The sequence below is a fragment of the Pseudomonas sp. 58 R 3 genome, assembly GCF_900006605.1.
Lineage (GTDB): Bacteria > Pseudomonadota > Gammaproteobacteria > Pseudomonadales > Pseudomonadaceae > Aquipseudomonas > Aquipseudomonas salomonii.
Genome location: NZ_CVTT01000045.1, coordinates 1 through 19,942, shown reverse-complemented (window position 1 = coordinate 19,942; position 19,942 = coordinate 1). Strand labels below are relative to the sequence as shown.

20 protein-coding genes are annotated in these 19,942 nt (G+C 58.6%); 11 read left to right on the top strand and 9 right to left on the bottom strand.

Going from position 1 to position 19,942, the window contains the following annotated elements; genetic code table 11:
- Positions 1-45: 45 nt before the first annotated feature.
- The 3 genes from BFP92_RS11765 to BFP92_RS11755 form a co-directional block, all read right to left on the bottom strand.
- Positions 46-1,377, bottom strand: a complete 1,332-nt coding sequence (locus BFP92_RS11765; protein WP_065911656.1) for an IS110 family RNA-guided transposase — start codon at positions 1,375-1,377, stop codon at positions 46-48.
- A gap of 255 nt (positions 1,378-1,632) precedes the next feature.
- Complete coding sequence (locus tag BFP92_RS11760) at positions 1,633-2,808, bottom strand: aminotransferase class V-fold PLP-dependent enzyme (protein ID WP_065929619.1); 1,176 nt, start codon at positions 2,806-2,808, stop codon at positions 1,633-1,635.
- Positions 2,809-2,820: 12 nt separating this feature from the next.
- A complete protein-coding gene (locus BFP92_RS11755) occupies positions 2,821-3,057 on the bottom strand; it encodes a DUF3820 family protein (RefSeq protein ID WP_057704239.1) in 237 nt (78 codons plus the stop codon).
- Between the two features lie 203 nt (positions 3,058-3,260).
- On the opposite strand from BFP92_RS11755, the gene BFP92_RS11750 reads away from it, so the two are divergent.
- Complete coding sequence (locus BFP92_RS11750) at positions 3,261-3,728, top strand: ferritin-like domain-containing protein (protein ID WP_065929618.1); 468 nt, start codon at positions 3,261-3,263, stop codon at positions 3,726-3,728.
- 165 nt (positions 3,729-3,893) lie between these two features.
- On the opposite strand, the gene BFP92_RS11745 is transcribed toward BFP92_RS11750, so the two are convergent.
- Complete coding sequence (locus BFP92_RS11745) at positions 3,894-4,364, bottom strand: MaoC family dehydratase (protein ID WP_065929617.1); 471 nt, start codon at positions 4,362-4,364, stop codon at positions 3,894-3,896.
- Between the two features lie 58 nt (positions 4,365-4,422).
- Positions 4,423-5,367 (bottom strand): alpha/beta hydrolase, encoded by a 945-nt coding sequence (locus BFP92_RS11740; protein ID WP_065929616.1) that lies wholly within the window; start codon positions 5,365-5,367, stop codon positions 4,423-4,425.
- A gap of 210 nt (positions 5,368-5,577) precedes the next feature.
- Between BFP92_RS11740 and fadD2 the strand changes: the two genes are divergently transcribed.
- Both fadD2 and fadD1 read left to right on the top strand, forming a co-directional pair.
- Positions 5,578-7,266, top strand: coding sequence for a long-chain-fatty-acid--CoA ligase FadD2 (gene fadD2, locus BFP92_RS11735; protein WP_065929615.1), 1,689 nt, complete (start codon positions 5,578-5,580; stop codon positions 7,264-7,266).
- A 392-nt stretch (positions 7,267-7,658) separates the two neighbouring features.
- Positions 7,659-9,350 carry a long-chain-fatty-acid--CoA ligase FadD1 gene (gene fadD1, locus BFP92_RS11730; RefSeq protein ID WP_058421430.1) on the top strand — a complete coding sequence of 564 codons (1,692 nt, stop codon included), beginning with the start codon at positions 7,659-7,661 and terminating at the stop codon, positions 9,348-9,350.
- 97 nt (positions 9,351-9,447) lie between these two features.
- Here fadD1 and BFP92_RS11725 read toward each other — a convergent pair whose 3' ends face one another.
- Positions 9,448-9,825, bottom strand: coding sequence for a hypothetical protein (locus BFP92_RS11725; RefSeq protein ID WP_058421431.1), 378 nt, complete (start codon positions 9,823-9,825; stop codon positions 9,448-9,450).
- 200 nt (positions 9,826-10,025) lie between these two features.
- Between BFP92_RS11725 and BFP92_RS11720 the strand changes: the two genes are divergently transcribed.
- The 3 genes from BFP92_RS11720 (at position 10,026) to def (ending at position 11,884) form a co-directional block, all read left to right on the top strand.
- On the top strand, positions 10,026-10,211 hold the full coding sequence (locus tag BFP92_RS11720; protein WP_003213044.1) for a CsbD family protein: 186 nt from the start codon (positions 10,026-10,028) through the stop codon (positions 10,209-10,211).
- A gap of 179 nt (positions 10,212-10,390) precedes the next feature.
- A complete protein-coding gene (locus tag BFP92_RS11715) occupies positions 10,391-11,341 on the top strand; it encodes a YihY/virulence factor BrkB family protein (protein WP_065929614.1) in 951 nt (316 codons plus the stop codon).
- Between the two features lie 3 nt (positions 11,342-11,344).
- A complete protein-coding gene (def, locus tag BFP92_RS11710) occupies positions 11,345-11,884 on the top strand; it encodes a peptide deformylase (RefSeq protein WP_017139199.1) in 540 nt (179 codons plus the stop codon).
- A gap of 82 nt (positions 11,885-11,966) precedes the next feature.
- Here the strand turns inward: def and BFP92_RS11705 are convergent, their stop codons facing one another.
- On the bottom strand, positions 11,967-12,785 hold the full coding sequence (locus tag BFP92_RS11705) for a class I SAM-dependent methyltransferase (RefSeq protein ID WP_065929613.1): 819 nt from the start codon (positions 12,783-12,785) through the stop codon (positions 11,967-11,969).
- A gap of 59 nt (positions 12,786-12,844) precedes the next feature.
- A complete protein-coding gene (locus BFP92_RS11700; RefSeq protein ID WP_065929612.1) occupies positions 12,845-13,282 on the bottom strand; it encodes a GNAT family N-acetyltransferase in 438 nt (145 codons plus the stop codon).
- Between the two features lie 300 nt (positions 13,283-13,582).
- Here BFP92_RS11700 and BFP92_RS11695 point away from each other — a divergent pair, with 300 nt between their 5' ends.
- The 5 genes from BFP92_RS11695 (at position 13,583) to BFP92_RS11675 (ending at position 18,225) form a co-directional block, all read left to right on the top strand.
- The gene (locus BFP92_RS11695; protein ID WP_065929611.1) at positions 13,583-14,512 is read left to right on the top strand and encodes a fatty acid desaturase; all 930 of its coding nucleotides are present in this window, start codon (positions 13,583-13,585) and stop codon (positions 14,510-14,512) included.
- A 9-nt stretch (positions 14,513-14,521) separates the two neighbouring features.
- Positions 14,522-15,313 carry a phosphate/phosphite/phosphonate ABC transporter substrate-binding protein gene (locus BFP92_RS11690; RefSeq protein ID WP_065929610.1) on the top strand — a complete coding sequence of 264 codons (792 nt, stop codon included), beginning with the start codon at positions 14,522-14,524 and terminating at the stop codon, positions 15,311-15,313.
- Between the two features lie 219 nt (positions 15,314-15,532).
- Complete coding sequence (locus tag BFP92_RS11685; RefSeq protein ID WP_065929609.1) at positions 15,533-16,078, top strand: sigma-70 family RNA polymerase sigma factor; 546 nt, start codon at positions 15,533-15,535, stop codon at positions 16,076-16,078.
- Between the two features lie 69 nt (positions 16,079-16,147).
- Positions 16,148-17,161 (top strand): ABC transporter substrate-binding protein, encoded by a 1,014-nt coding sequence (locus BFP92_RS11680; protein ID WP_065929608.1) that lies wholly within the window; start codon positions 16,148-16,150, stop codon positions 17,159-17,161.
- 128 nt (positions 17,162-17,289) lie between these two features.
- The gene (locus BFP92_RS11675; protein ID WP_083221732.1) at positions 17,290-18,225 is read left to right on the top strand and encodes an aliphatic sulfonate ABC transporter substrate-binding protein; all 936 of its coding nucleotides are present in this window, start codon (positions 17,290-17,292) and stop codon (positions 18,223-18,225) included.
- Between the two features lie 133 nt (positions 18,226-18,358).
- On the opposite strand, the gene BFP92_RS11670 is transcribed toward BFP92_RS11675, so the two are convergent.
- Complete coding sequence (locus tag BFP92_RS11670; protein WP_065911656.1) at positions 18,359-19,690, bottom strand: IS110 family RNA-guided transposase; 1,332 nt, start codon at positions 19,688-19,690, stop codon at positions 18,359-18,361.
- Between the last annotated feature and the right edge of the window lie 252 nt (positions 19,691-19,942).

The following is a 19,942-nucleotide window of genomic DNA, read 5'->3' as shown; positions in this document are numbered from 1 at the left end:
GCTCTTATCAAACAAAAAATAACTCATTGTTTTTGCTCTTAAAAATCAAGCCGCTTTAACCAGCTGCAACCCCAACTTTCGCGCCTTGCGCTCCAAGGCGCGCAGTTGCCGGTCCCGGCTACGCTCTTCAAATTCCTCTATTCCTTTCTCAACATAAGGCTGACCTTTGGTCAGCATCGCGTAGATCAGTCGTGCCAGTTGATGCGCTGTCGCCTTAATCGCGCAACAGGTGTCCATCCGGGTCAGGCGCGCTCGGTGGCTGGCACCGATAAAACTTTTGTCGTTACGTGCAATAGAGGCGGCTTGCTTCAGCGCTTGAGCAGCTCGATTAATCACTTTCACCGTCTTTCCAGGAAGGGGTTTTCCTCCCGAAATTCTCGTCGGCGGTGCGAGGCCTAACCACGAACAGAAGTGCTGCGAAGTCGGAAAACGTGATAAATCCGCCCCCAATTCACTGGCCAAAACCAAAGCCGTGTCGATTCCTATGGTTGGGATTGCGGTCAAATCCACGCCCATGACCTTGTTCAGTGCGCGATGCAAAATCAGTTGCTGCTCATTTGAGCGGTGTGGGTTGCGCAGTGTTTTACTGGGCGGGACAACATCCGCCTGAAGCACTGGAAGTCGTTCCAGTGCGTGAGCAATGGCTTGGTCGCACTCACCAATTTGCTTTTCCAGAAAATCATAAGCCGCCAATTCCTGGCTCAGCGCATGCAAATGCTCGGCTCGCCAATTACCCCGCAAGCTACGGGCGACGGTGGCCTGGTCGGCTTTGACACGCTTGTCTCTGAGCATGGCGAGCACTTCTGGATCTCGTTCGCCCTCAACGATTGCTCGCAAAATGCTCATACCCGTCACCCCGGCAATGTTGCTGATGACCTGAGCCAGCTGGATGTTCATTTGGACCAGCGCCTTTTGCATCCGATTAAGCGCTTTGGCTTGGTCACGAACTTTATTACTACGCTGACGGACCAGTGAACGCAGTGAGCACACTTCGTCCGAGGGCCGAAAAGCGCCTCTCAGCAGGCCGTGCGTCATGAGCTGAAGGATCCACTGGCAATCAAGTACATCGGACTTTCGGCCGGTTATCTGCCGCGTTGCCCGCGAATTAACCAGATAGACCTTAAAACCTCTTCTATCCAATATTTCAAAAAGCGGGATCCAATAAACCCCGGTTGCTTCCATCGCCACCATCTTGACGCCCATGGATTCAAACCAGTCGGCCATGGCGTGCAAATCGTCGGTGAAGGTTGAAAACCTTTTAACCGGGTCAGCGCATTTGGTCGGATCAACGGCGGCCAAATGTTCACCGCCTCCAACATCAACGGCAGCGCAGTCAGGGTGGATGACCTCAAAACGTTTTTGGTTCTTGCGCGTCATGACAATTCCTCGCAGGATTGAATGACGCGGGCGGGGTACACGGTGGCGAGCGGATTCACTCTCTTATACGTGGTCACAGCTTGCTGTGCCGACAATGACTCCACGCCGATACCGTGCAGGCCACTCTCCCACTCGGGTGCTGACACACCAGTGCTGGTTACGGCCTTTGCCCCGCCCGCGTTCTTCAACCTTACGATGAACCAGTTTGATGCGCGACAGCGCTACATCGAAGAGGTGGCGGGTCCTCCCACATTTTTAGTCCGTGCTTAGCTTGATGATTGCGTTAACCAGCACATCGATGTCCGCCGCCGAGGTCACCAGCCCCGGCGTCACCCGAATACAGGTTCCAAACGCCGCCCCCGTGCGCGTGGTGGTAAACAGGTCGTACTCCTTGAGCAATCGGTCCGCCATCTCGTGCTGATCCCGCCCAGTAAACTTGAACGCCGTAATCGCGCAATACAGCCGCGAATCATCCGGCGTCAGTACTTCAATCCCCGGCAGGCCACGCACCTGGCTCACCCAGCGATCCCGCAGGTAATTGACCCGCGCGCCCTTGGCCGCCGAGCCGCCGAGGTTGCGATGTTCCTCCAGCACCAACGGCAAGGTCATCAACGCTGGAAAATTCGGCGTGCTGTAGGACGTGCGCGCACGCACGTCGCTGGCGGGGTAGTGAAACTCGCCCATGTCCGGGTCGATATCGGCCAGGCGCTCCGGGGCGATATACAGAAAGCCCAGGGTCAGCGGCGCACCGATCCATTTATGCAGGTTGAACCCGGCGAACTGAATGCCCAGCTCGGCGAGGTTGAATTCAATCTGGCCCAACGCATGGGCGCCATCCAGAATCACGTCCACGCCATGCTCACGCGCTGCCTTGGCAATCGCTTCGACAGGCATCACCAGGCCGGTGCGGTGGGTGACATGGGTCAGCGCCATCAGCTTCAGGCGCGGGTACTGTGCGAACGCATCGCGATAGGTCTGCACCAGGCTGTCGAAACCGGCCGGGTGGGCGTGGGCAAGTTCGACGACTTCCACGCCGCGAACACTGGCCAACCAGCGCATGGCGCCTTTGACCGTGTCGTACTCCAGATCACTGATCAGCACCTGATCGCCCGGCCGCAGGCCGTTGTAGTTACGGATCAGCGACTGTAATGCCTCGGTGGCGTTGCGGGTGAAGGCGATGGCGTCGGGGTCTGCATCGATCAGCCCGGCCAGTTGGCGACGGATCTCGACGTTCTCACCCTGCTCGAAGCGCTGACGCACATACAGCGAATTGCTGCGGTTGATAAACGCAACATGTTCCAGATACTGCGCCTGTACAGCACGGCTCATGCGCCCGAAGTAACCGTTTTCCAGGTTGATCGGGCCGGGCTCCAGCTCGTAGCGCTGGGCGAAGGCGTGCCAGTGACGTTCGTTGTCTGCATTCCTTGGCATAGCGTGCGCTCTTTAATGACGGGGGGCAGGTTTGCCGTGTTTTACGCGCAGCGGCTCCAGCAGTTCGGACAGGCCGTTGTGGTCGATTTCCTGCATCAAGGCCAGCAAACCGCCCAGCTCGCCGTGAGGAAAGCCTTCACGGGCGAACCAATTCAGGTAAGGGCCGGGCAGGTCGGCGATGATGCGTCCCTTGTACTTGCCGAAGGGCATTTGGCGGGTGATCAGCAATTCGAGTTTTTCGGGGTTCATGGGCTTCAAGGGTTGGCGTCTGTGCTTGGAAAATACAGGCATTCTGCATGAAGGCCAAATGACAGATCATGCAAATAACGTAGATACAGATGGTTCAATATTTCGTAAGTAAATGAAATATATGAATAAATTAATTTTTCAAAACCTGGCACGGGCGCTGCAATCATTAAGACAACCTTCTAACCCGCACAAGGAATTGAAAAATGACTGACATCAATAAAGAATCGATCTCCGTACTCAACGACCTGATCGAGACCAGCAAAGACGGCCAAGAAGGCTTCAAAACCTGCGCTGAAGATATTAAGCACCCAGAATTGAAAGCGCTGTTCGCTAAGCGCTCTGCTGACTGCGCCACTGCCGCAGCCGAGCTGCAAACAGCGGTACGTGCCCTGGGTGGCGATCCGGAAGAATCCGGTTCGGTTGCCGGCGCTCTGCACCGTGGCTGGGTCGACGTGAAGTCGCTGGTTACCGGTAAAGATGAAGAGGCGGTGCTGAACGAAGCCGAGCGCGGTGAAGACCACGCCCTTAAGGCTTACAAGGACGCGATCGAGAAGATCAACAAGCACAACCTGCTGGGTATTCGTGACCTGGTTGAGCGTCAGTACCACGGCGCACAACGTAACCACGACCAGGTGAAAGCCCTGCGTAACCAGGCTCGCGCTCAGTCGTAAGCACATTGCTGTAATTGTTTATGCTGTAACTGCCTATGCTGTAACTGAATGTGGGAGCTTGCTTGCCTGCGATAGCATCACCCCGGTGTAATTTATATACCGAGGTGTCTGTATCGCAGGCAAGTCAGCCCCCACATTTGCTTTGTATAGATTTTGAGATTTTTATCAGCCAATGCTGATCGGCGGCAACTCGGTCAATGTCACCACTTGCTGCTTGCGCGGCGCGAGAATTTCCGCCTCGCCGTCCACCACCAGCTCATCGCGCTGGTTGAATACGCGGGTGGCGATGCGTACGCGAAACTTGGGCATTTTCTCCAGAATCTCTAGGCGCACGGTCAAGGTGTCGCCGATTTTCACCGGCTTCTGGAAGCTCATCTGCTGGCCGATGTAGATAGTGCCCGGCCCAGGCAGCTCGCAGGCTACCGCTGCACTGATCAGTGCGCCGCTGAACATGCCGTGGGCGATACGCTCCTTGAACATCGTCGCCTTGGCGTACTCCGCATCCAGGTGCACCGGGTTGTGGTCGCCGGACATCGCCGCGAACAGCTGGATATCGCGCTCTTCAACGGTCTTGCTGTAGCTGGCGGTCTGGCCGACTTCGAGGGCTTCGTATGGGGTGTTGGTGACCTGGCTCATCTAAAGGTGCATCCTGTGGCTAATCGGTAATTTAATAAGCTGATTTTAAAGGAAAAAGTTATTCGCAGCGCGCTGGCCTGCGTAACGTCAGGGCCTGGTCGAGCCACTTCAGTACATCCGCTGTCACTTCATCGCGGTTGGTTTCGTTGAACACTTCATGACGCGCCTGCGGGTAGATATTCAATTGCAGGTTCTGGCAGCCGGCCTCACGCAGGGCGTGGGCCAGGCTTTTGAGACGTTTGCCTTCACTCACCGGATCACATTCGCCGCCGATTACCATAATCGGCAGGCCCGGATCGATCTGTGCGAGGTTGGATGCTTTGCTGATCTGCTGCAAGCCACCCAGTAAGTCGATCCACAACTGGTTGGTGCAGCGAAAGCCGCACAGCGGATCGTTGATGTACTTGTCCACCTCCAGCGGGTCGCGGCTGAGCCAGTCGAACGCGGTGCGGTTAGGCTTGAATGCCTTGTTGAATGAGCCGAACGACAGAAAGTCGATCAATGCACTGCGCCCGCGCAGGCCTTGGCGCGCGCGCTCCAGGCGGGCAATGACGCCGGCGGCGCGGTACAGCGCCACCGGCTGGAAATTCGAACCGCTGAGAATCGCCCCATCCAGGCTCGCACTGTGGTGCAACAGGTACGCCTGGGCGATATAGCTGCCCATGCTGTGGCCCAGCAAGATGATCGGCAGGCCCGGCCGCTGCTGGCCGATGTGCTGGTTGAGGCTGGCGAGGTCGCCCACCACTTTGTTCCAGCCATCCTTTTCGGCGTACAGCCCCAGCGTGCCTTCGTCGGCGGTGCGGCCATGGCCGCGCTGGTCGAGTGCGTACAGCCCGTAGCCGGCTGCGCACAGGGCTTCGGCCAGGCGCGCATAGCGCCCGCTGTGTTCGGCCATGCCGTGGGACAGCATGATCATGGCCTTGGCGGGCCCGTCCGGCAGCCATTGATTGACGTACAGGCGGCTGCGGTCATTCGCGGTCAGCCAGAAGGTGCTGTGGTTCATAGCGCTTCCTTTGCTCGGGGTCGTTGCAGTGTATAGCTCATCTGGCCGGGTCCGGTGTATCTGCCTACACGTTAGGGGCAAGATTCATACAATAAATGACACAGTTGCGCGTATTTGCCTGTTTGGCCATAGCTGCTAACGTCCCCAAAGCTCCGCTTTTTATATCAATGAGAAAGCGGCCGGACACACTCAGGTACGAGGACAAGAATAATGCAACCTGATTTCTGGAATGACAAACGCGCGGCGGGCGTTCCCAATGACATCGACCTCACGACCTACAAATCGGTGATCGAAGTCTTTGAACGCTCCTGCAAAGCCTTTGCCGACCGTCCGGCGTTCAGCAACATGGGCATCACCCTGACCTACGCCGAGCTTGAGCGCCAAAGTGCCGCGTTCGCCGGCTACCTGCAAAACCACACCGACCTCAAGCCTGGCGAGCGCATCGCGGTACAGATGCCCAACGTGCTGCATTACCCGATTGCCGTGTTCGGTGCTTTGCGCGCCGGGTTGATCGTGGTCAATACCAACCCGCTGTACACCCCGCGTGAGATGCGCCACCAGTTCAAGGACGCCGGCGTGCGCGCGCTGGTCTACCTCAACCTGTTCGGCTCGCGGGTGCAGGACGTGTGCACCGACACCGAGCTCGACTACCTGATCGAAGCCAGGATGGGCGACTTCATGCCCGCCGCCAAAGGCTGGCTGGTCAATACAGTGGTCGACAAGGTCAAGAAAATGGTCCCGGCCTACCACCTGCCACGTGCGGTGTCGTTCAAGCGCGCCTTGCGCATGGGCGCGGGCCAGGCGGTGGTTCGCCACCCGGTGACCCTGGATGATATCGCCGTGCTGCAATACACCGGCGGCACCACCGGCCTGGCCAAGGGCGCGATGCTCACCCACGGCAACCTGGTGGCGAATATGCAGCAGGCGCGGGCGTGCATGTCCCAGGTCACCGACGATGGCCAGCCGCTGGTGAAGGAAGGGCAGGAGGTGATGATCGCGCCGCTGCCGCTGTACCACATCTATGCCTTCACCGCGAATTGCATGTGCATGATGGTGACCGGCAACCACAACGTGCTGATCACCAACCCGCGTGACATCGGCGGGTTTATCAAGGAGCTGAAAAAGTGGCGGTTCTCCTGCCTGCTCGGGCTGAACACGCTGTTTGTGGCGCTGATGGATCACCCGGATTTCAAGACCCTGGATTTCTCCCACCTCAAGATCACCAATTCCGGTGGCACCGCGCTGGTCAAGGCCACTGCCGAGCGCTGGAAGGCACTCACCGGTTGCTCCATCGGCGAAGGCTACGGCCTCACCGAAACCTCGCCGGTGGCCAGCACCAACCCCTACGGCAACCAGTCGCGGCTGGGCACCGTGGGCATACCGGTGCCGGGCACGGCGATGAAAGTGATTGATGATGAAGGCCGCGAGCTGCCCTTGGGCGAGCGCGGCGAGCTGTGCATCAAAGGCCCGCAGGTGATGAAGGGTTACTGGCAGCAACCCGTGGCCACCGCCGAAACCCTGGACGCCGAAGGCTGGCTGAAAACCGGTGATATTGCGGTGATCGACACCGATGGTTTTGTCAGCATCGTCGATCGCAAGAAAGACCTGATCATCGTCTCGGGCTTCAATGTGTACCCCAACGAGATTGAAGACGTGGTGATGGCGCATCCAGCCGTGGCCAACTGCGCGGTAATCGGCGTACCGGACGAACGCACCGGCGAGGCGGTGAAACTGTTTGTAGTGGCGCGCGCCCAGGGCGTGAGCGTTGATGAATTAAAGGCGTACTGCAAAACCAACTTCACCGGGTACAAGGTGCCCAAGCACATTGTGTTGCGTGAGTCGCTGCCGATGACGCCGGTGGGCAAGATTTTGCGCAGGGAGCTGCGCGACATCGCCTGAGCTTGAATTGAAATGCAATCAAACACGTGGGAGCGGGCTTGCTCGCGAATGCGGTGTATCAGTCACCAGAGGTATTGACTGAACCAACGCATTCGCGAGCAAGCCCGCTCCCACATTTTGACCGCGTTTATCCTCAAAAGGCCCATTCCAGAGCCATTTCCTGGCTTATAGAATCTTTGCTCTAAAAATGACCATTAGATATTCTTGAGTCATGTTTATGACTGTAGGGCCTTCTTTTGGCTCTAGGCGGCCCTTGGCAAAGCTGCTACTCTCGGCGCGCTTTGTGACTTCTCGGCCTGCTTGAAAGCGCCAGACTCACCTAAAAAAACATACACCAATAATAATCGCATCAAATGCGATGATGAATTCGCGTCGCTGAGGAGTGGGCTTCCATGAACGAAGACTTTTGGAAGGATAAGTACCCCGCCGGGATTGCTGCAGACATCAATCCAGACGAGTATCAGAATATTCAGGCGGTACTGAAACAGTCCTGCCAGCGCTTCGCCGACAAACCGGCTTTCAGCAACCTGGGCAAGACCATCACCTACGGTGAACTGTACGAATTGTCCGGCGCGTTCGCCGCCTATCTGCAACAGCATACCGACTTGAAGCCGGGCGATCGAATCGCCGTGCAACTGCCCAATGTCCTGCAATACCCGGTGGCCGTGTTCGGTGCCATCCGTGCCGGGCTGATCGTGGTCAATACCAACCCGCTGTACACCGCGCGGGAAATGGAACACCAATTCAATGATTCCGGGGCCAAGGCCCTGGTTTGCCTGGCGAACATGGCGCACCTGGCTGAAAAAGTCGTGCCCAAGACCGCCGTCAAGCACGTGATCGTCACCGAAGTTGCTGACCTGTTGTCGCCGTTCAAGCGGCTGCTGATCAACAGCGTCATCAAGTACGTGAAGAAAATGGTCCCGGCCTATCACCTGCCCAAGGCGATCAAGTTCAACGACGTGCTGGCCAAGGGGCACGGTCAACCGGTCAACGATGCCAGCCCCGCCAGCGGCGATGTGGCCGTGCTGCAATACACCGGCGGCACCACCGGCGTGGCCAAGGGCGCGATGCTCACCCACCGCAACCTCGTCGCCAACATGCTGCAGTGCAAGGCGCTGATGGGCTCCAACCTCAACGAAGGCTGCGAGATCCTGATCACGCCGCTGCCGCTGTACCACATCTATGCGTTCACCTTTCATTGCATGGCGATGATGCTCATCGGCAACCACAACATCCTGATCAGCAACCCGCGCGACCTGCCGGCGATGGTCAAGGAACTGTCGAAGTGGAAGTTCAGCGGTTTTGTCGGCCTCAACACCTTGTTCGTGGCGCTGTGCAATAACGAGGCGTTCCGCAAGCTGGACTTCTCCGCGCTCAAAGTCACCTTGTCGGGCGGCATGGCCCTGCAACTGGCGGCGGCCGAGCGCTGGAAAGCTGTGACCGGCTGTGGCATCTGTGAAGGTTACGGCATGACCGAGACCAGCCCGGTGGCCACCGTCAACCCGATCCAGCATATCCAGATCGGCACCATCGGCATTCCGGTGCCTTCCACCCTGTGCAAAGTCATCGCCGACGACGGCACCGAATTGGCACTGGGCGAAACCGGCGAGCTGTGTGTGAAAGGCCCGCAGGTGATGAAGGGCTACTGGTTGCGCGACGACTCCACCGCCGAAATGCTCGACAGCGAAGGCTGGTTGAAGACCGGTGACATCGCGATCATCCAGCAAGACGGCTACATCCGCATTGTCGACCGCAAGAAAGACATGATTCTGGTCTCCGGTTTCAACGTCTACCCCAACGAGCTGGAAGACGTGCTGACAACCTTGCCGGGCGTGCTGCAATGTGCGGCCATCGGTGTGCCGGATGAAAAATCCGGTGAGCACATCAAGATCTTTATCGTGGTCAAGCCAGGCGCGACCCTGACCAAGGACCAAGTGATGGAACACATGCGCGCCAACGTCACCGGCTACAAAGTGCCCAGGGCCGTGGAATTCCGCGATGCATTGCCGACCACCAACGTGGGCAAGATCCTGCGCCGTGAGTTGCGGGATGAAGAGCTGAAGAAGCTCGGCCTTAAAAAGTAACCGATAAAAAACCCCGCTGATGCGGGGTTTTTTATCGCTGCTGATCTTTCAGCATTGAAATACATTCCAAATGTGGGAGCGGGCTTGCTCCGTTTTCCTACAAGGAGAACTGCGCAAAGCCCACACCAGCACCGGCCGGGCGCACATCCTTCAAGAACGAATCCTTATCCGCGCTCAGCTCCAGGGTAATCTCCGGCTTGCGCTTGCCCGCATTGCGCACCACCAGCCCTTCGATGTGTTCACGCAGGAACGCCGTCGGCACCTTCAGGTGCAGCAACTGGTCAGTTTCAGCGTTGTGCATCAACAAGTGAACCCACTCGTACTGGCCCACACCAATGCGCACCAGCGGCAGGTCGAACCACCAGATGTTGCGTTTGCTGTCCAGGTCGGTGAAGTGGCAGTTGTTGACGCCGAGTACGGCACCGCCCAGTTCCTGGTTTCTGCGGGCGATGGCCTGTGCTTTATTGAGTTTCATAACCTTCCTACGGGATCTGTTATTCAGCGTTATAGCCTGAATGTGCCGGGCATTCTCGTGGGTTGGCGGCAAAACATAAAGCCAAACCTGTTCGCTGCGATGAAATGCGCGCTGAAAAATAATTGAAACTCTGCCGAACGGCCGCCGGTCAATCTTTAGGTAATGACCAAAACCCTTGATTGTTCTTTCGGAGAAATACCATGAGCAGCACATCGGATAAGGCAAAAGGTTTGGCCAACGAAGCCGTTGGTAACATCAAGCAGGGCGTTGGCAAAGTGACTGGCAACGACAAACTGCGCGCAGAAGGCGTGGTTCAGGAAAAGAAAGGCGAAGTGCAGAAAGCCGTCGGCGACACCAAAGATGCGGTAAAAAAAGCCGTCAAGTAAGACTCAATCGCCGGCTGGATTCACGCAGCCCGACGGCCATCCACGGATGGCCGTTTTTGTGTGAAGCGTGCAACTAAAGTTTGGAAATTGTTTCAAAGTCGCCAAATGGGCTACTTTGATGTAGAAAACGGCCCCTGAGTCGCCCACGACCTCACCCTTTTGCGGCGAAAGGAGACGCTATGATTTTTCCGGTACTAGACGGCCTCAAGCTTCACAAAGTGCTGGTGCGCACCGTCAAGGAATTCGTCGATGACGAAATGCCCACCTACGCCTCGGCACTGGCCTACCAGATGCTGTTTTCGCTGTTTCCCTTTCTGCTGTTCCTGATTGCCCTGATCGGTTTCCTGCACTTGCCGGACTTTTTCACCTGGCTGCGCATGCAGTCGGAACTGGTGTTGCCGCCCCAGGCGCTGGAGCAGGTCAACCCGGTGATCGACCAGTTGCAGCAGTCCAAGGGCGGTTTGCTCTCGGTGGGTATCGTGATCGCGCTGTGGACCGCCTCGGCCGGTGTACGCCTGATGATGAGCGCAATGAACGCCGCCTACGACGTGGTCGAAGGCCGGCCGATCTGGAAGCGCTTCCCGCTGTCGATCTTCTACACCGTCGGCATTGCCGGCATGCTGCTGGCCGCCGCGGCGTTGATGGTGCTCGGGCCGCAGGTGATGGAATGGCTCGCCGGGCAGATCGGCATGCAGGAATTCGTGGTCACGCTGTGGACCATCCTGCGCTGGCCCTTGATCGTGATTCTGCTGATGTTCGCCGTGGCCCTCATGTACTACGTGATGCCCGATGTTGAGCAGAAATTCCGCTTTATCACCCCAGGCTCGGTACTGGCCGTGGTGGTGTGGATCATCGCCTCACTGGGCTTTGGTTATTACGTCAAAACCTTTGCTGACTACAACGCCATGTATGGCAGTATCGGTGCGATCATCGTCCTGCTCCTGTACTTCTATATTTCCGCCGCCGTGTTGTTGCTCGGCGCGGAGATGAATGCCGTGATCGAGCATATGTCGGCCGAAGGCAAGGACCCAGGGGAAAAGGAATTCGATGAAGACAGCCACGCAGGTGAGAAACAACACGTCTCAGGCCTCGGCCGGGACCACTCCAAGCCCACTACCGATGAAGTCTGATCGATGATCCGTGAAATCCTGAAAATGGGCGACGAACGCCTGCTGCGCATCGCGCCACCGGTTCCGCCGGAAATGTTCGACAGCCCTGAGCTGTGGCAATTGATTGATGACATGTTCCAGACCATGGAACACGTCGGCGGTGTCGGCCTGGCCGCCCCGCAGATTGGTGTGGACCTGCAGTTGGTGATCTTCGGTTTCGAGGCCAGCGAACGCTACCCGGACGCGCCGCCGGTGCCGCAGACCATCCTGATCAATCCGCTGATTACGCCGCTCAGCCCGGTACTGGAAGAAGGCTACGAAGGTTGCCTGTCGGTGCCCGGCCTGCGCGGTGCGGTGGATCGTTACCAGCAGATTCGCTACGAAGGTTTCGACCCCAAGGGCGAGCCGATCGTGCGCGTTGCCGACGGCTTCCATGCGCGGGTGGTGCAGCATGAGTGCGATCACCTGATCGGCCGTCTGTACCCCTCGCGGATTACCGACTTCAGCAAGTTCGGGTTTATCGAAGTGATGTTCCCGGATATGGACCCAAACGCTGACGAGTAGCCCTCAGGCACACTGAGATAAAAATGTGGGAGCGGGCTTGTGTGGGAGCTGGCTCCCACATTTGGATTGCACTTCAACCGAACTATTTGACGGGTTTGATAAACCGCAACGTCATCCGATCCGACTCGCCGATCGCCAGATACCTGGCCTTATCCTGCTCCCCATACCGCAACGACGGCGGCAACGTCCACACGCCGCCCGGGTAGTCCTTGGTGTCCTTGGGGTTGGCATTCACCTCGCTTTGCCCGGCCAGCTTGAACCCGGCGTCCGTCGCCAGCTTCACCACTTGCGCCGTGGTCAGGTAGCCGCTGTCCTTGATCGCTTCCAGGTCCGCGCCGTCCTTGGCCCGGTGATCTTCCACGCCCAGCACACCGCCGGGTTTGAGCACGGTGTAAAACGCGCTGAAGGTCGCCGGTGCGGTGCCCGCGTCTACCCAGTTATGCACATTGCGAAAGGTCAGCACGGCGTCCACTGAAGCCGGTTTGCCGAATACCGGAGCTTTGGGGTTGAACTCGACGACGTCGGCCCTGGCATAGCGCGCAGGGTCGGCGGCGAATTTGTTTTTCAGGTTCTGTTCGGACGTCGCAGCATAAGCGCTTGTGCTGGCGGCTTGCACGGCGGCGATGTAATGCCCGTGGTCCTTGAGCAGCGGCGCGAGTATTTCGCTGAACCAACCGCCGCCCGGGGTGATTTCGATCACGCTCTGGTTGGCGCTCAGGCCAAAGAACTCCAGGGTTTGCTGCGGGTGGCGGTAACCGTCACGCGCGCTGTTGGCCGGGTCGCGCCAACTGCCGGCCAACACGCTGGCGTATTGCTCGGCGGTAATCGGCGCCTCTGCTGCCTGGCTTAAAGCCGGAGCGAGGAGGGCGGTAAGAGACAGCGCTGCAAGCGTGTTTTTCATGATCATCCTGTAAGGGGCCACTGTGCTGTCGAGGCTAGCACGGGCCTTGCACGGGGCGATCACACATTATCCGCAGTGGTCCTCACTAACGGTTCTAAGCTCATGGCGATCATTGGTTTGTTGCGTTTATAGCGCACCAGACGCTCACTCAGGGATTGAGGCAGGGTGGTTGCCTGGGTAAACCCCATGCGCTGATACAAGCCTTCCAGCTCCGGATGACACAGCAGCCACACCGTACCTTCCACATCGGCCACTGCCGCAGCGATCAACCGCGCCGCCAACCCGTGGCCGCGATAGGCCGGGTCGACAAACACGCCGGTCAACCATTGCCCGCCCACCACAGGCGTCAGGCACAGCCCGGCGACAATCTCGCCGTCGCGCGCCACCCACAAGCGCCCGCCCTTGAGCGCCTTCATCGACGAGTTATGGCTGCGGTAAAACTTGTTCAGCAGCGGCCACAGCGGCTCTGCCAGCAGTTGGAGGTGCAGTTCGGGCATGGTGTTTGGGCAACGTAATCAAGGGCCGCCGATTATAAGCGCCTTCTGCCGGGCAATAGGTGGTATACCCAGTGTACATCCCCTTCACGTGGAGCATGCATCATGGCCAAAGGTATGGATTCAAAGAAAGCCGCGAAGAAAAAGCCGGCAAAAACCGCCGATGAAAAACGCGCCGAGAAAAAAACCAAGAAGTCCGAAGCCGGCCTGTTCGGGCACTGAGTTACAAGCTTAGAACCAAACGATCTGCAAGATTTTTGCGCCTCACTGCACAGAGCAGGAAACACCTGCTCTGAGCTGCCGATGGCCAACTACCTTGATCTGACCCACCGCCGGGAAATCGAAGCCCTGGCACGCAGTTTTACCGCAATCACAGAGTGGCCGACCTGGCTGTTGCTGATCGGCGTGTACGCCGGCTGGTTTGCCGTGATGTTCGCCAGCCACTGGTTGGGCCTGTGGCTGAGCACGGTGTTGCTGATCCCGCTGGTGACCCTCTGGCTGTCGGTGCAACACGAATTGCTGCATGGCCATCCCACCCGTTCGCCCCTGATCAACAAACTGCTCGGCTACGCGCCTTTCGCCGTGTGGTATCCCTACACGCTGTACCGCGACAGCCATCTGCTGCACCACAACGACGAAGACCTGACTCTGCCGGGCATCGACCCGGAAAGCCGCTACCTCAATCGACACCAGTGGGATAACAGCTCGTTATTCAAACGTGGCGTGCATTGGCTGACCAAAACCCTACTCGGCCGTTTTCTGCTGGCATCGCCGCTGGCCATCGCCCGTTTGGCACGTCATCAACTCCAACGCCTGCCCCAGGTGTGGCCGATGTGGCTGGCCCACGGCGGCGTGACAATCCTGATGCTGAGCTTTATTGACCAGTACAGCGCCATCCCGGTGTGGCATTACCTGCTGCTGGTGACCGCGCCGGCCTTGTCCCTGGCGTCGATCCGTTCCTACTATGAACATCGCCCACACCTGCAGCCGGAACAGCGCACGGTGCTCAACGAAGCGTCCTGGCCGTGGACCTGGCTGTTCCTCAATAACAACCTGCACCTGGTGCACCACGACTTGCCCAAGTTGCCCTGGTATCTGCTGCCCACGGTCTACCGGGCGCGACGCGAACAATGGGTGGCGCGCAGCGGTGGTTTCCTGGTGCGCGGTTATGGCCAGTTGATCAGCCGCCACGGCCTCAAGGCCATCGACAGCCCAAGGCACCCATTTGCGTGAGAGACGACCATGAGTGACCACTACGCCGAGTTATTGATGTACGTCGCGCCCGCAGCGGTGCACCAGGCCAACCAAGCGTGGCTGACGCGCATTTTCGAGCGCCTGAACCTGAACCGCCGCAACGCTGACCACCTCGACCTAAAAGGCCTGTGGCTCGCACCCGAACTGCTGGTGACGCAAACCTGCGGCTACCCGTTGATGACCCAGCTGCGCGGCAAAGTGCGCGTGATCGGCCGCCCGCGCTATGAGCTGGCCCACAGCCGGCAGGGCGAACATTGCAGCCTGCTGCTGACCCGCGACGACACCCCGCGCACGCAGCTCGCGGACTTTTACGACAGCCGCGGCGTGATCAACGGCCACGACTCCAACAGCGGCATGAACCTGCTGCGCGAACGCCTTGCACCGCTGCACCGCAAAGGCCGCTTCTTCGCCAGCGTCGGCATCAGCGGCGCCCACCGTGAAAGCCTGCGCTGGCTGCGCGAAGGCCGCGCCGACCTTGCCGCCATCGACAGCGTAACCTACGACTACCTCGCCCGTTTCGCACCCGAAGAAGTAGCAGAGCTGCGCATCATCACCCACAGCGCGCCGAGCCCGACCTTGCCCTTCATCGGCGCGCTGCACTTGAACGATGAGCAAGCCGCGCACATTCGTGAAGTGATGAATCAAGCGTTGCAGGATTTACCACATGTAGTCGAAACCCTCGGCATTCAGGCAGTCCTGCCCGCCAGCGAAGACGACTACCAGGTGCTTCTGGGCTACCAGCAAACAGCCGCCGATGCCGGCTACCCGCACCTACGCTGATCGTTCCCACGCTCCGCGTGGGAATGCCTCCTATGACGCTCCGCGTCATGCGTTCAGGAGCAGACGCAGAGCGTCCAGGGCTGCATTCCCACGCAGAGCGTGGGAACGATCGGTTATATAAAAATACCTTTTAAATATTATTAAAGAATAAGCAGCCTTGCTAGGATCGCTCCACCGGAACACCGGACATAACGCGCAACCCTCTCAGATGGAGCCACTATGTCCGGCGCCGACACTTCTCACCGCGATTACGTGGGCGGATTGTTCCGCAGTCATTACCACTGGCTGTGCAGCCGTTTGCACCGCCACCTTGATTCCCGCGCACACGCCGAAGACATCGCCGCCGACACCTTCGTGCACCTGCTGACTTCACCCGGCGTGCTGCCGATTCGTCAGCCGCGCGCGTTGCTCACCACCATCGCCCAGCGTTTGATGTACCAGCGGTGGCGTCGCCGTGACCTGGAACGCGCTTACCTCGATGCGCTGGACAACGACGAAACCTGCAACGCACCGTCGCCCGAAGACCTTGCGCACGTGCTCGAAGCCCTGCAGGCCATCGACCAACTGCTCGACGGCTTGCCCGCCAAGGTCAAGGCGACCTTTTTGCTCTCGCAACTCAATGGCCTGACCTATCCCGAAATCGCCGCCGAACTGGGCATTTCCCAACGCTCGGTCAGCGACTACATGGCCCGTGCGCTCAAGCGTTGCCTGCGCCAGCCGCCCGGCCAGCCATACAGCTACACGCGGCTCAGTTATGACTTTTAAACAACGTGAGTGGCACACCGATCCAGTGTGGGAGCTGGCTTGCCTGTGTTCCGGAAAATGAGGTTCTGCATGAAAACCATTAAACACCTGCTCGGTGGCTCGCTGCTGGCACTGGCGCTCCTGACACAGCCAGCCCAGGCCGCCGACAGCATCAAATCCATCCACTTCGGCGACATCACCTGGGAAAGCGGCAGCCTGATCACCGAAGTGCTGCGCCTGATCGTCGAAAAAGGCTACGGCCTGCCTACCGACACCCTGCCCGGCAGTACCGTGAGCCTGGAAGCCGCCCTGGCCAAGGACGACATTCAGGTGATCGGCGAAGAATGGGCCGGGCGCAGTCCGGCGTGGGTCAAGGCCGAGGCTGAAGGCAAAGTATTCGGCCTGGGCGACACGGTCAAAGGTGCCACCGAGGGCTGGTGGGTGCCCGAATACGTGATCAAGGGCGATGCCGAGCGCGGCATCAAACCGCTGGCGCCGCAGCTTAAGTCGGTGGCCGACCTGGCGCGCTACAAGGACGTGTTCCGCGACCCGGAAGACCCGAGCAAAGGGCGCTTTCTCAACAGCCCCACCGGCTGGACCTCGGAAATCGTCAACAGCCAGAAACTCAAGGCCTATGGCCTGACCGACACCTTCGTGAACTTTCGTACCGGCTCCGGCGCGGCGCTGGATGCTGAAGTGGCCTCCTCGATCCGTCGTGGCAAACCGGTGGTGTTCTACTACTGGTCGCCGACGCCACTACTGGGCCGCTTCAAACTGATCAAGCTTGAAGAACCACCGTTCAACGCCGACGCCTGGAAAACCCTGGCCGACGCCAACAACCCGCACCCCATCGGCACCCGCTCGATGCCTGCGCATTTGGCGATTGGCGTGTCGGCGCCTTTCAAGGCGCAATACCCACAGTTAGTCACCTTCTTTGAAAAAGTCGACCTGCCGATCGACCTGCTCAACGGCATCCTCGCGCAGATGAGCGAGAAACGTGAACAGCCGCGCCAGGTCGCGCTGGCGTTCCTCAAAGAGCAGCCGCACGTGTGGCAGCAATGGGTGCCTGCGGATGTCGCGGCCAAGGTCAAAGCTGGCCTGTAGCTGATCGTACCCACGCTCCGCGTGGGAATGCATCCCGTGACGCTCTGCGTCACGATTTTAGAGCGGGACGCGGAGCGTCCCTGGCGGCATACCCACGCAGAGCGTGGGAACGATCGGAGGTAACAATGATGGTTAAGTTTTTCAGTGTGGTCCTGGCTTCACTTGTGTTTTCGGCAGCGGTGTCTGCGGCCGAACCTTCCACCTTGCGCATCGGCTACCAGAAAAGCTCGGTGAGCATGGTGCTGGCCCGCGAACACAAACTGTTCGAAGAGGCGCTGCCCGGCACCCAGGTGCAGTGGACCGAGTTTCTCGGTGGGCCGCCGCTGATCGAGGCGCTGAACGCCGGCAGCCTGGACATCGGCAATATCGGCGACATCCCGCCGATCTTCGCCCAGGCCGCCGGTATCGACTTGCAGTACTTCGCCGTCGAGCCCAATGAAGGCAAGACCGAAGCAGTGCTGGTGCCCAAAGCCAGCACGATCCAGAGTGTGGCCGAACTCAAGGGCAATCGCGTGGCGTTGCTCAAGGGCTCCAGCGCACACAACCTGTTCCTCAAAAGCCTGCTGCGCGCGGGCTTGCAGTGGAAGGATGTAAACGTGGTGTACCTGTCGCCGTCCGACGGCCGCGCGGCGTTTGAGCAAGGCAAAGTCGACGCCTGGGTGGTGTGGGACCCTTACTACTCGGCGGCCGTGGTCGATGGCGCGGCCCGCGTATTGGGCGACGGCCAGGGCCTTAACCCGGCCGGCAGTTTCTTTGTGGTCAACAGCCCGTTTGCCAAACAGTACCCGCACGCCGTCGCCACCATCATCAAGACGCTCGGCAAAGCCCAGCGCCTGTCCCTGGACCAGCCCGAAGCAAGCATCGCCTTGATGGCCAAGACCCTGGGCCTGCAACCGGCCGTGGTCAAAAGCTACTTCGAACACCGCTCGCCAGAGCCGATTCGCCCGCTGCAAGCCGTCGATATCGCCAACCAGCAACGCACCGCCGACCTGTTCTTCGCCAACGGCCTGATCCCGAAAAAGGTTGATGTGCAGCAAATAGTCTTCAAGGCTCTAAACCAATGAACATCAACTGTGGGAGCTGGCTTGCCTGCGATAGCGCTGGCCCAGACAGCGCATCATTGCCTGACACACCGTCATCGCAGGCAAGCCAGCTCTTATCAAACAAAAAATAACTCATTGTTTTTGCTCTTAAAAATCAAGCCGCTTTAACCAGCTGCAACCCCAACTTTCGCGCCTTGCGCTCCAAGGCGCGCAGTTGCCGGTCCCGGCTACGCTCTTCAAATTCCTCTATTCCTTTCTCAACATAAGGCTGACCTTTGGTCAGCATCGCGTAGATCAGTCGTGCCAGTTGATGCGCTGTCGCCTTAATCGCGCAACAGGTGTCCATCCGGGTCAGGCGCGCTCGGTGGCTGGCACCGATAAAACTTTTGTCGTTACGTGCAATAGAGGCGGCTTGCTTCAGCGCTTGAGCAGCTCGATTAATCACTTTCACCGTCTTTCCAGGAAGGGGTTTTCCTCCCGAAATTCTCGTCGGCGGTGCGAGGCCTAACCACGAACAGAAGTGCTGCGAAGTCGGAAAACGTGATAAATCCGCCCCCAATTCACTGGCCAAAACCAAAGCCGTGTCGATTCCTATGGTTGGGATTGCGGTCAAATCCACGCCCATGACCTTGTTCAGTGCGCGATGCAAAATCAGTTGCTGCTCATTTGAGCGGTGTGGGTTGCGCAGTGTTTTACTGGGCGGGACAACATCCGCCTGAAGCACTGGAAGTCGTTCCAGTGCGTGAGCAATGGCTTGGTCGCACTCACCAATTTGCTTTTCCAGAAAATCATAAGCCGCCAATTCCTGGCTCAGCGCATGCAAATGCTCGGCTCGCCAATTACCCCGCAAGCTACGGGCGACGGTGGCCTGGTCGGCTTTGACACGCTTGTCTCTGAGCATGGCGAGCACTTCTGGATCTCGTTCGCCCTCAACGATTGCTCGCAAAATGCTCATACCCGTCACCCCGGCAATGTTGCTGATGACCTGAGCCAGCTGGATGTTCATTTGGACCAGCGCCTTTTGCATCCGATTAAGCGCTTTGGCTTGGTCACGAACTTTATTACTACGCTGACGGACCAGTGAACGCAGTGAGCACACTTCGTCCGAGGGCCGAAAAGCGCCTCTCAGCAGGCCGTGCGTCATGAGCTGAAGGATCCACTGGCAATCAAGTACATCGGACTTTCGGCCGGTTATCTGCCGCGTTGCCCGCGAATTAACCAGATAGACCTTAAAACCTCTTCTATCCAATATTTCAAAAAGCGGGATCCAATAAACCCCGGTTGCTTCCATCGCCACCATCTTGACGCCCATGGATTCAAACCAGTCGGCCATGGCGTGCAAATCGTCGGTGAAGGTTGAAAACCTTTTAACCGGGTCAGCGCATTTGGTCGGATCAACGGCGGCCAAATGTTCACCGCCTCCAACATCAACGGCAGCGCAGTCAGGGTGGATGACCTCAAAACGTTTTTGGTTCTTGCGCGTCATGACAATTCCTCGCAGGATTGAATGACGCGGGCGGGGTACACGGTGGCGAGCGGATTCACTCTCTTATACGTGGTCACAGCTTGCTGTGCCGACAATGACTCCACGCCGATACCGTGCAGGCCACTCTCCCACTCGGGTGCTGACACACCAGTGCTGGTTACGGCCTTTGCCCCGCCCGCGTTCTTCAACCTTACGATGAACCAGTTTGATGCGCGACAGCGCTACATCGAAGAGGTGGCGGGTCCTCCCACA